The organism is Polaribacter reichenbachii (assembly GCF_001975665.1).
GTDB lineage: Bacteria > Bacteroidota > Bacteroidia > Flavobacteriales > Flavobacteriaceae > Polaribacter > Polaribacter reichenbachii.
This window is the reverse complement of sequence record NZ_CP019419.1, coordinates 2664930-2678938: the sequence shown is the minus strand read 5'-3', so window position 1 is coordinate 2678938 and position 14009 is coordinate 2664930. Positions and strand designations below refer to the sequence as shown.

Below are 14009 nucleotides of genomic sequence, written 5' to 3'. Positions count from 1 at the left end.
AATTTAGAAACTAATATTATACGTAATTGTTGGAATAGGAAACGCAAATATCGAACTCTTATAAGCTTTAATTTCTCCTGCTTCAGTTACAAAAAATACTGAATAAGGATTATTTCTTCCTAATACATTATATACAGAAACGTTCCAGAAACCATGACCTGGTTTTTTAATTTTATGATTTCCTTCTACATTAAAACCAATATCTAATCTAAAATAATCTGGAATTCTAAATTTGTTTCTATCACTATATAAAACTCTTTCTTCTCCATTTAACATAAAACTACCTATGGGATACGTTACTGGTCTACCTGTTTGATATGCAAAATTTGCAGAAAAACTATACCTTTTCGTAATCTTATAATTTGCGACGATATTTAAATCATGTGGTTTATCGAAATTCGCTGGAAAATAGTTTCCATTATTTACTCTTTCTTCTCTAAATTGGCTATCTAACTGTATATAAGATCTAGAATAACTATAACCAAACCAACCATTTAACCTTCCTTTATTTTTCTTTGCCAAAAACTCAATTCCATAGGCCTTACCTTTACCTTGTAAAATATCTGATTCAATATTTTGATTCAACATTAAGCTTGCACCCACTTTGTAATCTAAAATATTTTTACTGGTTTTATAATAACTTTCTAAACTGATTTCATACTCATTTCCGTTGATGTTTTTAAACAAACCAAAAGAAAATTGATTCGCTTGTTGAGGTTTTATATTATAATTCGAAAGCCTCCAAGTATCAGTCGGAGAAGCCGTTGTATTATTCGATAATGTATGGATGTATTGATATGTATTATTAAAACCTGCTTTTACCGAAAAACTTGGTGTTAAAGAATACCTTATAGATGATCTTATTTCTGGTCCACCATACGTTTTTACAACCTCATTATTACCAAACGTTTTAACATCTATTATAGAACTCTCATTTTTTGGTGAATTTGAATCATATACATTTTGGGTAGATGGCCCTAAAGCTGTAAAAAAAGAATACCTAAAACCAATGTTTGCTTGTAGTTTTTTATTGATTTTATAATTATCAGAAATAAAAATAGCAGATTCTACCCCTCTTTCTTTTGGAGTATCAAAAACTGCAACTATAGATTGGTTTCCTTTTGGTTTTATATTTCCTGGTGAAACATTAAATAGTTTATTAGAGATTCCATACTCAAATTTATGCTGTTCATTAGCCAAATATTTCATCTTAAGCTTTAACTCAGTTTCATTAATTCTATAATCAAGTTCAAAATCATTTATAGAATTTTCATCGAACTCTAAGTTGAATTTATAATCACTATTTGCTAAAATTAAATCACCACTATTTTTCTCATCAAATTTATGATTCCATTTAACAGAGAATAGCCTATTTGAATAAGTTTGTAGAGAATCTGAAGTTATACTAAAAGAATCATTGCTATAATAACCAGAAATATCTAATCTGTCATTTTTACTAATTTTATGAGTGTATTTTAAATTCGTATCAAAAAAAGAGGCACTACTTTTACTAAGGTTTTCATCTTTTATCGATTTTAAAAGCCAATTAGAATAAGTACCTCTACCACCAATTATTAAATTTGATTTTTCTTTTACAATTGGTATTTGTAATGCCAAATTACTTGTTACTGGACCAATTGCTGCTTCTCCTTTAAATTCTTCAAAACTTGCTTCTTTTGTTTTAATATCAAACACAGAAGATAATCTACCACCATATTCTGGGGGGATAGAACCTTTATATATATCTACATCACCAGATGTAAAAGGGTTTATCCCTGAGAAAATTCCGAAAAAATGTGATGGATTATATAATACAGCATTGTCTAAAAGAATTAAGTTTTGATCTTCTTTACCTCCTCTTACACTAAAACCTGCAGAGCCTTCTCCTGTTTTTTTAATACCTGGTAAAGCTGTTGCAACTTTTAAAATATCTCTTTCGCCTAAAATTAAAGGAATGTTTTTTATATTTTGTATTTTTATACTTGTAACACCAGTTACAGCTTGATTTACATTTTTATCTCTACCTGCCTCTATTATTAATTCATCTAAAAGAACTGAACTTTCTTTCATCAAAAAATTATAATTTCCATTATTATAAATAATAATCGTTTTTTCTAAATTAGAAAATCCTAAAGATGTTGCTTCTATAACATTTACGCCAACAGGTAATTGAATTGAATAAAAACCAGTATCATTTGTAACAGCAGATATTTTAGAGTTTTGAACCATTAACACTAAGTTCGGAATAACCTCACCTGTACTAACATTTTTAGCAAAACCTTTTAATGTATATCTTTTTTGAGTTGCATTTTTAGACTCTTTACCAATTCTAATAACTTGAGTTTTTAAAGAATTACCCTCTGCAACTGCACTGTAAAAAATTGGTGTACTTTTTGGGTTGTTTTTAATTTCTTCTTTCTCATTATTTTCCCAAACAAGATTAGGAAATGTATTGTGAATAACACTGTTTAGAGATAAAATTACCTTAGTTTCTGAATGTATGTAATAATTAATTAGGGTGCTTGTAAATAGATTATCTAAAATCTCGGACAATTGAGCATTTACATAATTTCCTGAAACTAATGTATTGTCTTTAAGCCAATCATCTACAAAATAAAAACGATACGATGTTTTTTCTTCTATCTTTTTAATTACTTCTATTCTAGTTATATCTTTGTAACTTAAAGTAAGTTCTTGTTTTTTTTGCTGTGCATTAAGTAGGTAAACCCAGAAAAATAAAATTAAGAATATATATTTTTTCATCTTATTTAATTTCTGTTTTATGTATTGATAATTGAATATCTTGAAACAAATTTGTGTAAAAATCATTTTCATTTTTTTTGAAAAGCTTTCTGTTTCTTCTATAAAAAATTGAAATATATCTTTTTTGTTCTGGAAAAATTCTAATTATATCTTTCTTAGAATTTATAGAATAATATTTGTAGTCTTTTAACAATACAAAATAACTTCTATCAGAAAACTTAGTATACACTAAATTTTCATCAATAAATTCTGAACGTTCTTTAAAATTCTTTTTTAATAATGTTGATGTTGTTGTTTTTAGTAAAATTTGATAAAACCCTTTAAAAGATTCATCATTAACTAGAGGATTAGCTTTACTACTCAAAAATGAATATTTTTTAGAAGTCGCATTTTTATCATCAATATTTAATTCGAAAAAATCAATTTTTTCTTTTATCAATCTTAAAAACAGAAAGTTATCTAAATAAGGTAATTTTGCGATTAGTTGGTCATCGTGAATATCATATTTTAAATAAATATTGTAATAGGTTTGATTATCATAAATCAAATTTCCCAATTGGTAGGTGTTATCTAAAAAAAAACGATGATTATCTGGTTTGGTCTTATATATTTCTGAAAATATAGTTCCATTATAAATACCTGAATTTCCATTTCCTATTGCAGCATCAAACCAAACATAATAGTCTTTTGCACCTATATCTATTTGAGCAAAGACATTGTTTGTATTAGCTTGTAAAGCCAAAATAAATAGAAAAATGAATAGATTTCTTTTATCCATTTTTTAAAAGTAGACCAATTCAAAATTAAAATAACCAAGATTTTAAATTTTAACAATCGTTAATTAGAGTTTTAACACAAAAGGGTTAAAGTTTTAACAAAAAAAATCAATAAATATTTTTTGGCATAAAACTTGATTAACAGGTAATGGAAGCAAAGTAGTTAATTGTTTTCATTGTGTAAATTATTTGAATTAGTTGATAAAAAAAACCATCTCTTAGTCTTAGAGATGGTTTTTAGTTTTATAATCTGTGAATTTTTACAACTCTTCAGCTTGTATTTTTTTAGCTACTTCTGCAACCTCATCTAAAACTCTTAGCAAATTACCATTCCAAAGTTGTTCTATTTGGCTTTCTGAATATCCTCTTTTTACTAATTCTATGGTTACATTTAATGTTTCAGATGCATCATTCCATCCCTCAACTCCTCCTCCACCATCAAAATCTGAACTAATTCCTACATGATTAATTCCAATTTTATCAACTAAATAATCAATATGATCTACAAAATCAGCTACATCAACAGGTGGAAAATTTTCTATATCAATTTTTGATTTCGCTTTTTTTGATAATTCTCTATAACTTTCAATATATTCTTGTCTATCTTTTGTCTCCATTTTTCGAACCTCTCCCCAAGATTTCATTTCAAAATTAATTTCTTTTCCTAAAGCAGTAATTACATCTTTAATAGCAGCAGAATATGCATCATTTTTTTCGGTATTTACATAACTCTTAAAGGCAACAGCTTGCACAACTCCTCCATTATTTTTTAACCATTCTAATTGTTCATCATCTAAATTTCTACTATGATTACACAATGCTCTTGCAGATGAATGTGAAGCTATAATTGGAGCTTTTGATAATTCAATCATATCTTTCATCGATTTTTTAGAAGGATGAGACACATCAATCATAATACCCCATTTGTTCATTTCTTTAATTACTTCTTTACCAAAATCACTAACTCCATTATGCAGCCATACATCATCTACTTCTCCTGTATTAGAATCGCATAATTGACTATGACCATTGTGAGAAAGACTCATATATCTGGCACCTAAATCGTAAAATTCTTTTACCCTTTTTATATCTGTACCTAAAGGATATGCATTTTCTACACCAATCATAGCAACTTTTTTACCAGATGCATAAATCTTTTTAGCTTCATTAGAATTTACTGCTAAAGAAATTCTTTCTGGAGCAATATCGTTGGTAAGTTTATGAATCGCTGTAAATTTACTAATTGCATTGTTATAAGCTTTTGCATAACCTTCTTCGTTTAACTCTCCTTGACCAGTATAAACAATAAAAAAAGCAACATCTAAGCCTCCTTTTTCCATATTAGGAAGATTCACTTGATTTTTTAATTTTTGTGTATAATTAATGGAGTCTGTGAAGTTAGACACGTTAATATCTACGTGTGTATCTAAAGTCATTACACGCTTGTGAATGTCTTGCGCTTTTTCTAATAAATTTGTTTTGGTTTTTTCTTGTTTACACGAAATAACAAGTAGTAAAATTGGTAGTAGTTTTAAAAGTTTCATTTTTTTGCTTATAAATATACAAACTTAGCAGCAATTGAATAAAATTCTTTAAAAAAGGAATCGCCTAAAATAAATTTTAGACGATTTCCGATAGTTACATATTATAAATTCCCCAACTTATAATTAGTTGTATTTAAATAAATACAGCATAAAGAAACGAATGATATTTGTATTAGATAAGCATTTTCGATAAGCACACAAACTTGCTCGATGAAATGTAGTTTTAACCTCTTTAAATTTTACTAAAATTAAAATAGTTGTAATTAGGTTTTATATTACATCTGAAATAGAAAAGTTAATTAAATAAAAAAATCGTTCAAGATTAACTTGAACGATTTTTATTGAATCGCATTATCAAACCCCTTAACTTTTAATAACGCACTATTATATAAATCCGCTACAAATAAACAAAAGCTATTGAGTTTAAAAATTCGTTTTTCGTCGATTTGCAAATAAATTACGACAAGTGGTAAAAAACACCTGTTTAAGCTTTAGACCAAGTTATATAGCACTTATAATATCATACTTTGTAATTATATGATGATTTCCGTTTTCTAAATCAACTAAAACAGCCTCATTTTCTTTGGATATCAATTTTGATATTTCATCAATCTTAGCCGTTTTTTTTACAATAGGATAAGGTTTCCCCATAATTTCTTTTATAGGTTTATTTGCAATATTTTTATCAGAAATATAATGATGTAGCAAATCTGTTTCATCTACAGAACCTACAAAACCATTTACATCTTTAACAGGAAGTTGAGATATTTTATACTCTTTCATTCTTTCTATTGCGTGAGAAATCAACTCTTCTGTCTGCGCACTAACTAGAACTCTTTCTTTGTGATTGTTTATTAAATCTGCTGCAGTTTTAATTTCTTCTTCTAAAAAACCTCGATCACGCATCCAATCATCATTAAACATTTTACCTACATATCTACTACCATGATCGTGAAATAAAACCACCACAACATCATCTTTTGTAAAATGTTCTTTTAATTGTAATAATCCTTTTATAGCAGAACCAGCAGAATTACCAACAAAAATTCCTTCTTCTTTGGCAATTTTTCTAGTGTAAACTGCTGCATCTTTATCAGTAACTTTTGTAAAACCATCAATTAAAGAAAAATCTACATTTTTTGGTAAAATATCTTCTCCTATGCCTTCTGTAATATATGGGTAGATTTCATTTTCATCAAAAACACCAGTTTCGTGATACTTTTTAAACACAGAACCATAAGTATCTACACCCCAAATTTTAATGTCTGGATTTTGCTCTTTTAAAAACTTTGCAGTTCCAGAAACTGTACCTCCTGTACCTACACCAACAACAAAATGAGTAATTTTACCTTCGGTTTGTTCCCAAATTTCTGGCCCTGTTTGTTCATAATGGGCAATTGCGTTACTTGGATTATCATATTGATTTACATACCAAGAATTAGGTGTTTCTGCTCCTAAACGTTTAGAAACTGAGTAATAAGAACGTGGGTCTTCTGGCTCTACATTTGTTGGACATACAATTACTTCTGCACCAACTGCACGCAAAATATCCATTTTTTCTTTAGATTGTTTATCAGAAATTACAAAAATACACTTGTACCCTTTTACAATTGCAGCTAGCGCTAAACCCATTCCTGTATTTCCAGAAGTCCCTTCAATAATTGTTCCTCCTGGTTTTAAGCGTCCATCAGCTTCTGCATCTTCAATCATTTTTAAGGCCATTCTGTCTTTTACAGAATTACCAGGATTAAAGGTTTCTACTTTAGCTAAAACCAAAGCATCTATTTCTTTTGTAACTGAATTTAACTGAACCAAAGGTGTATTACCAATGGTTTCTAATATATTTTTGGCGTATTTCATTTGATAAAATTCTAAAAGCGAAATTAAAATAAATATTTATGAATTATGTATCCTTAAGATGAGATTAACATTAATTCTTTAAAATTAAAACTTAAAATTTGCCTAAATTATGAATTAAGCAAATTTAATAGATTTTGAAGGTTGAATTTTAGTTATGATAAAAGAAGGAATTATCAACATTAAAAAACACAAAAGTAACGTACCAATATTTAGCAAAATAATTGCAGAAAAAGAAATATAAACTGGCATTGTTGTTACATAGTATGTTTCAGGATTAAGTGTAATTACCTTAAAATAATGTTGAATAAAAATAATAGACAACCCAATAATATTACCCCAAAAAAGTCCTTTTAAAATTAAATAAGATGCATTGTATAAAAATATTTTTCTAATACTAGTATCGTAACTACCTAATGCTTTAAGAATACCAATCATTTGTACACGTTCTAGAATTAAAACTAACAAGGCTGTTATCATATTTATACCTGCAATTACAATCATAATTGCAATGATAAACCAAACATTATTATCAAAAAGTTTAATCCATTCAAATACATTTTGATAAGTTTCTACAATGGTTTTCTTATTTAAAGTTACTCCTATTTCTCTGTAAATTTCTTCACCAATTGCATCAATAGTATTAAAATCATCAATTAAAACTTCAAAACCACCAACTTCATTTTCTGTCCATTTGTTTATTTTTTGCACCTCTCTAATATCACCAATCATTACACTTTTATCAAATTGTGCAAAGCCAGAATTATAAATTCCAGAAATAATATATTTTTTATTACTTGGTAATTTACTGGTTGATGTTTTTAAAAAAGTAGCTAAAATAGTATCGTTCAATTTTAATTGTAAACGATTTGCAACAGTTTCTGATAATAAAACTTCTCTAGTTCTTGACTTATTAAAATTAGGCACAACACCTTCTACCAAATATTCTTTAAAAAAAGACCAATCGTAATCTGTAGAAACTCCTTTAAAAATAATGCCTTCAAAATCGGTTTTAGTTCTTAAAATACCGCCTTTATTGGCAAATACTTGAATATTTTTTATACCCGAAATGTTTTTAAACTTTGGATAAAATTCTTCATCTTTTTTAACAGGAGTTGTAGAAACTTCAGAATTATTGTTATCGTAATTTACGATTTGAATATGACCTTTAAAACCGGCCATTTTATCACGAATTTTATATTGCAAGCCCAAACCAGTTGCAACAGCAATCAACATAATAATTATACCCAATGCAATTGCTGTAATTGCAATTTTTATTATTGGTGATGATATACTATTTTTATACTTTTTGCCAGCAATAATGCGTTTTGCAATAAATAACTCGTAATTCAAACTGATGATTCTTTTTATACTTCGTAAAAGTACCTATTTATTTTTGTTTTTGTTGATGAATTTTCAGCTGATTTCTTGCGCTAAACGTGTTCAAAATTCTGAATTAGCAATTAAAACCGAATCAAAACAACAATTAGAAATTAAAACAGGAGCAGAAAACACTGGGCTATATCTCGATCTTTTAAAAGGAAAAAATGTGGCTATTGTTGCCAATCAAACCTCTGTTTTATCTGTTTTACAAAGAACAGAAGTTGCCCCAGATATTATGGGTTCTAAAAAAGTTACGCATCATTTAGTAGATTATTTATTCAGTTACAATAATATTAATGTAAAAAAAGTATTTGCTCCTGAACATGGTTTTCGTGGCAAAGCAGATGCTGCAGAACATATAAAAGACGGAATTGATAACAAAACAGGTTTACCAATACTTTCTTTACATGGAAAAAGTAAAAAACCGAGTCAACAACAATTAAGTGGTATTGATATTGTTGTTTTTGATATTCAAGATGTGGGTGCTCGTTTTTACACGTATATTTCTACTTTACATTATGTTATGGAAGCTTGTGCTGAAGCCGGAATTCCTGTAATTGTTTTAGACAGACCCAACCCAAATGGACAGTATGTTGATGGTCCTGTTTTAGAAATGGAACATTCTAGTTTTGTTGGTAAACATCCTGTACCTGTAGTTTATGGAATGACAATTGGCGAATATGGACAAATGATAAATGGCGAAAAATGGTTAAAAAACGGAATTCAATGTGATTTAAAAGTGATTCCTTTAAAAAATTATACTCATAATTCCGAATATAGTTTAGCTATTAGACCTTCACCTAATTTACCTAATGATAAATCTATAAACCTCTACCCAAGTTTAGGTTTTTTTGAAGGCACAATTATAAATGCTGGTAGAGGAACAGAGTTTCAGTTTCAGAGATATGGAGCATCATTTTTTCCAAAAAGTGATTTTAACTATACTCCTAAAGCTAACTTTGGAGCAAAATATCCGAAAGAAAAAGGTAAATTATGTTATGGTGTAGATTTAAGTAATGCTAAAAAACTAAGTTCCATAAATTTAGAATGGCTAATTGATGCTTATCAAAAAACACCTAAAACCGAAAAATTTTTTGGCAATACTTTTACCATTCACGCAGGAAACACAAAATTACAACAACAAATAGAAGAAGGATTATCTGCTAAAGAAATTCAAGAAACTTGGAAAAAAGATTTGGAAGGTTTTAAATTAATTAGGGAACAATATTTGATATATGATTAGAAATTATTCTCTATGAAGAAGTTCATTTTATTTTCCACTTTCATTATTATGTTAATTTCTTGTAAAGAAAAATTCAATCCTAATGAGTTTAAAGGAACTTGGTTTATTCTCGATAAAGATCAAAGCATTTCAAATCTACCTTATATAACTTTCAGAAATGATTCCGTTTTTTTTGAAGATATGTTTACTTATACTACATTGGGAAAATTCAAAATTACAAGAAGCAAAATATTTTATTATTTTAAAAAAGACACTCTTAATTATGAATTTAATTTCAGTTCAAAAGACTCAACAATTACAATTGATTCAAATGAATATTTTTTTTTAGATGGTTTTTCTTACGATTCTAAATTTATTGATTACCAATTAGCAAACATTTATACAAAAAATATAATTTCATCAGATTCTCTATCAAAATATAATTGTGGTTTTCATTTATTTAAAGATTCTAAAGATTCTCTAAAATTAAAGTTAAATGATAAAGAGACGAACGATTTTGAATTAATTCCAAGATTTGCATTTCAAAGACATAAACCTAATGAAGTTGTTGTAATTTATATAGGCGAAAAAATTAAGCTAAAAGATATTTTAAAATGTTACGTTAAACTATCAACAGTTAACATAAAGAAAGCTTTTCTTTTAACTGGACATAACTTTAAAGAAAACAATTATAATGGATTTTTAGATGATTTTGAAATTTGGAGAAGTCAAATCAATTTATTTTTAAAAGAAAAAATTGAACCAGTATATTCTGATGAATTATCTAGAAAAAAATATATTCAAAATTATAATCCAAAAATCATCATAATAAACTCCAAAAATGATTTTGAAAAATTATCTGATATTAAAACAATTACTAACTATTTAATTCAAATTAATTCTGAAATGAGTATAGAAGAATACATTTCTTTGAAAGAAAAGGTTTTTCAGATTAAGATTAAATACCCTAAAAAAATTAGAACGGAATTTATCAACTTACAATAAAACTTACCTCCTCAAAACTGTTGGCACTTTTTTATCAAAAACCTTAGAATAAACGCTATCTACTTTGTAGTTTTTATAAAGCTGTTCAGCTCCTTTTAAATGTAAGTCGTCTTTAATATAGTTTATCCAATTTAAATTATCGACTACAGCACTATCAAGAATTGCATTTGTAAAATCGGCTTTGGTTAATTTTGTTTTTAATAAAATAGCTTTCGTTAGATTTGCATTTCTTAAAACAGCATCACTTAGGTTTGCATAACCTAAATCTGCATTTTTTAAGTTGGCATTTTCAAAAATTGCTCTTCTTGCATCAATATTTACTAGAGTTGCATCAGATAAATCAGCGTTTTTTAAATTAATAGCTCTTAAAATAACTTTATACAAGTTTGCTCCTTTTAATTCAGCTTGCGTAAAATCACTTTCTTGTAATATTTGATCTTCAAAAAAAGCAGGATTTAAGTCACTTTTAAACAACGTAATTAATAACTGACCTCTTTCTGGGCTAATGGATTTTTCAATTAATTTATCATCTACCAAATATCTATAAGGTTTCATTGCTCTACTTAAACCAACAATTCTACTCACTAAAGTTTTTGATAATTTTTTGTCTTTTTTAGTTTCGAGTTCAGTATTAATATCACTTAAAATATCACCCATAATAAACATCTGGGCAGATCTTCTAGAAGCTTCTGCCAAATGTGTTTGCTCTTGAATTTTTTTGTTTTGCTTTTTTAATAAGCTATTTTGGTAAATCATTAAAGTTGTTGGCAACAATGCAAAAAGTAACGCTACTACTCCTATTCTAGTTAGTCTTTTAACAATACTCGCAATTAAATCTGATGTAGTTTGTAGAGAAATTCTTTTTTGCTCGTTAAATTCTTGTATAGAGTTATAAATACTCGTTTTCAATTTTTTCCCAGCGATAAAAGTAGCTGTAAACTTTATAAAAAATTGCCATCTTTTCTTTTTTGATGGTGTTGAATTTTCAAGTGTTGCTAAACGTTCTTTTAAGATTAAATTTTCTCTTTCTAACTCTTTAATTTTATCAGACATTGCTAACTTATTAAAACATTTTACAAACTATTTTCTTCTCTTTTTCTCATTATATTCATAAGGCAAACGCTGTTTTAAAGCTTCTACAATATTATAAGTTGCAGGACAAATAAAAGTGTTTGCAATAGTTAAATCTGTAATTTGTATAAATTTACGTCTATCTGTATGCGGATATTCTGCACACGCTTTTGGTCTAACATCATAAATAAAACAAGTATTATCAGACTCGTCTAAAAAAGAACAAGGTGCTGTTTTTAACACCATAAAATCATCAGAATCTCTTTCTAAATAGGTCTTAATAAAATCAGCAACCCTCATCTTTAAATGCTTAGAAATACGCTCTATATCTTTATCAGTAAAAATAGGACTTGTTGTTTTACAACAATTTCCACAGTCTAAACAATCTGTTTTTTCAAACTCTTTATTGTGCAAATCTTGCACTACAACATCTAAATTTCTAGGTGTTCTTTTTCTTAAATTTGTAAAATATTTCTTGTTTTCCTTTAAAGCTTCTTGAGCCAATTTAGGCAATTGTTCTAACCGTTTTTGCATCCTCGAAAAATACAATTAATTCTACAAAAGTATACGCTAAAATTATGTAAATTTGCATTTCAATTTTTCGACCAAAATGAACATACAAAACACTATAGAAACCAAAGTAAAAGAAGGTTTTTTAGCTTTATATAATACAGAAATACCAACAGTAGAATTCCAAGCCACTCGTAAAGAGTTTGATGGCGATATTACAGTTGTTGTTTTTCCTATGTTAAGATACAAAAAAGGAAATCCTGTTCAAATTGGTGAAGAATTAGGAAAATATGTAGTAGAAAATGTATCAGAAATTACAAGTTACAATGTGGTAAAAGGTTTTTTAAACCTAGTTATTGATGATGCTTATTACACAAAATTTTTCAATACAATTTACAACAATTCAACTTATGGTTTTTTATCGCCAAAGGCGGATGAAAAAGCAGTAATGGTAGAATATTCATCACCAAACACCAACAAACCACTACATTTAGGACATATTCGTAATAATTTATTAGGTTATTCTGTTGCAGAAATCATAAAAGCTGCAGGTAAAAAAGTTTATAAAACTCAAATTATAAACGATAGAGGAATACATATTTGTAAATCGATGTTGGCTTGGCAAAAATTCGGAGAAGGAGAAACTCCTGAATCTACAGATTTAAAAGGTGATAAATTAGTAGGTAATTATTACGTGAAATTTGACCAAGAATACAAAAAAGAAATTGCAAATTTAGTAGCTACTGGTATTTCTGAAGATGATGCTAAAAAACAAGCTCCGCTTTTACTAGAAGCACAACAAATGCTTTTAAAATGGGAAGCTGGTGATGAAGAAGTTGTAAAACTTTGGGAAACTATGAATGCTTGGGTGTACAGTGGTTTTGACATTACTTATAAAAACTTAGGTGTTAATTTTGATAACCTTTATTATGAAAGTGACACTTATCTATTAGGTAAAGATGTAGTTGCACAAGGCTTAGAAAAAGGTGTTTTTTATAAAAAAGAAGATGGTTCTGTTTGGTGCGATTTAACGGATGATGGTTTAGACGAAAAAATTGTTTTACGTTCTGATGGTACAGCAGTTTATATGACCCAAGATATTGGTACAGCTATACAACGTGTAAAAGATTATGAAGATGTTGGTGGTATGGTTTACACAGTTGGTAATGAACAAGATTACCATTTTCAAGTATTGTTTTTAATTCTTAAAAAATTAGGTTTTGATTGGGCTAAACAATTGCATCATTTAAGTTATGGAATGGTAGATTTGCCTTCAGGAAAAATGAAATCTAGAGAAGGTACAGTTGTAGATGCAGATGATTTAATGGTAGAAATGACAACAACTGCCAAAGATATTTCAGAAGAATTAGGCAAATTAGATGGGTATTCTAATGATGAAAAAAATGAACTTTATAAAACGATTGGTTTAGGTGCATTAAAATATTTTATTTTAAAAGTTGATCCTAAAAAAAGAATTTTGTTCGACCCAAAATCTTCTGTAGATTTCCAAGGGAATACAGGTCCTTTCATTCAATATACGTATGCTAGAATTCAATCTATCATCAGAAAAGCTAATTTTGATTATTCTAATCCTGTAAGTATTAATTTACACGAAAAAGAAAAAGAATTATTAAAACAATTAGCGTTATTTCCTGAAACTGTTCAGCAAGCTGCTGCAAATTATTCACCCGCAATTATTGCAAATTACACTTACGATTTGGTAAAAGAGTTTAATTCTTTTTATCAAAATGTATCAATTTTAGGAGAAGAAGATCAGAACAAAAAAATATTTAGAGTACAGTTAGCAAATAAAGTTGCAGACACTATAAAACATGCATTTTCATTATTAGGAATAAAAGTACCTGAAAGAATGTAAAA

The 14009-nt window shown here is 27.8% G+C and carries 10 protein-coding genes; 3 read left to right on the top strand and 7 right to left on the bottom strand.

The window, feature by feature from the left end; translation table 11 throughout:
* Window positions 1-3: 3 nt before the first annotated feature.
* The 5 genes from BW723_RS11215 to BW723_RS11195 form a co-directional block, all read right to left on the bottom strand.
* A complete protein-coding gene (locus BW723_RS11215) occupies window positions 4-2763 on the bottom strand; it encodes a TonB-dependent receptor (RefSeq protein ID WP_068365246.1) in 2760 nt (919 codons plus the stop codon).
* A gap of 1 nt (window position 2764) precedes the next feature.
* Window positions 2765-3541: a hypothetical protein gene (locus tag BW723_RS11210; RefSeq protein ID WP_068364820.1), complete on the bottom strand. Its 777-nt coding sequence runs from the start codon at window positions 3539-3541 to the stop codon at window positions 2765-2767.
* Between the two features lie 258 nt (window positions 3542-3799).
* A complete protein-coding gene (locus tag BW723_RS11205; protein WP_068364822.1) occupies window positions 3800-5083 on the bottom strand; it encodes a dipeptidase in 1284 nt (427 codons plus the stop codon).
* 501 nt (window positions 5084-5584) lie between these two features.
* A complete protein-coding gene (locus tag BW723_RS11200) occupies window positions 5585-6943 on the bottom strand; it encodes a pyridoxal-phosphate dependent enzyme (protein WP_068364826.1) in 1359 nt (452 codons plus the stop codon).
* Window positions 6944-7057: 114 nt separating this feature from the next.
* Window positions 7058-8293 carry an ABC transporter permease gene (locus BW723_RS11195; RefSeq protein ID WP_068364829.1) on the bottom strand — a complete coding sequence of 412 codons (1236 nt, stop codon included), beginning with the start codon at window positions 8291-8293 and terminating at the stop codon, window positions 7058-7060.
* Window positions 8294-8297: 4 nt separating this feature from the next.
* Between BW723_RS11195 and BW723_RS11190 the strand changes: the two genes are divergently transcribed.
* Complete coding sequence (locus tag BW723_RS11190; protein ID WP_068364831.1) at window positions 8298-9566, top strand: exo-beta-N-acetylmuramidase NamZ family protein; 1269 nt, start codon at window positions 8298-8300, stop codon at window positions 9564-9566.
* 12 nt (window positions 9567-9578) lie between these two features.
* Window positions 9579-10550, top strand: coding sequence for a hypothetical protein (locus BW723_RS11185; protein ID WP_139059147.1), 972 nt, complete (start codon window positions 9579-9581; stop codon window positions 10548-10550).
* 3 nt (window positions 10551-10553) lie between these two features.
* On the opposite strand, the gene BW723_RS11180 is transcribed toward BW723_RS11185, so the two are convergent.
* On the bottom strand, window positions 10554-11603 hold the full coding sequence (locus tag BW723_RS11180) for a pentapeptide repeat-containing protein (RefSeq protein ID WP_068364837.1): 1050 nt from the start codon (window positions 11601-11603) through the stop codon (window positions 10554-10556).
* 27 nt (window positions 11604-11630) lie between these two features.
* Window positions 11631-12155, bottom strand: a complete 525-nt coding sequence (locus tag BW723_RS11175) for a YkgJ family cysteine cluster protein (protein ID WP_068364840.1) — start codon at window positions 12153-12155, stop codon at window positions 11631-11633.
* A 76-nt stretch (window positions 12156-12231) separates the two neighbouring features.
* Between BW723_RS11175 and argS the strand changes: the two genes are divergently transcribed.
* Window positions 12232-14007 (top strand): arginine--tRNA ligase, encoded by a 1776-nt coding sequence (gene argS, locus BW723_RS11170; RefSeq protein WP_068364842.1) that lies wholly within the window; start codon window positions 12232-12234, stop codon window positions 14005-14007.
* Window positions 14008-14009 lie beyond the last annotated feature (2 nt).

Bases quoted from the DNA above. Each gene is read 5' to 3' on its own strand.
- BW723_RS11215 (WP_068365246.1), bottom strand. From the start codon at position 2,763: ATGAAAAAATATATATTCTTAATTTTATTTTTCTGGGTTTACCTACTT.
- BW723_RS11210 (WP_068364820.1), bottom strand. From the start codon at position 3,541: ATGGATAAAAGAAATCTATTCATTTTTCTATTTATTTTGGCTTTACAA.
- BW723_RS11205 (WP_068364822.1), bottom strand. From the start codon at position 5,083: ATGAAACTTTTAAAACTACTACCAATTTTACTACTTGTTATTTCGTGT.
- BW723_RS11200 (WP_068364826.1), bottom strand. From the start codon at position 6,943: ATGAAATACGCCAAAAATATATTAGAAACCATTGGTAATACACCTTTG.
- BW723_RS11190 (WP_068364831.1), top strand. From the start codon at position 8,298: ATGATTCTTTTTATACTTCGTAAAAGTACCTATTTATTTTTGTTTTTG.
- BW723_RS11185 (WP_139059147.1), top strand. From the start codon at position 9,579: ATGAAGAAGTTCATTTTATTTTCCACTTTCATTATTATGTTAATTTCT.
- BW723_RS11180 (WP_068364837.1), bottom strand. From the start codon at position 11,603: ATGTCTGATAAAATTAAAGAGTTAGAAAGAGAAAATTTAATCTTAAAA.
- BW723_RS11175 (WP_068364840.1), bottom strand. From the start codon at position 12,155: ATGCAAAAACGGTTAGAACAATTGCCTAAATTGGCTCAAGAAGCTTTA.
- argS (WP_068364842.1), top strand. From the start codon at position 12,232: ATGAACATACAAAACACTATAGAAACCAAAGTAAAAGAAGGTTTTTTA.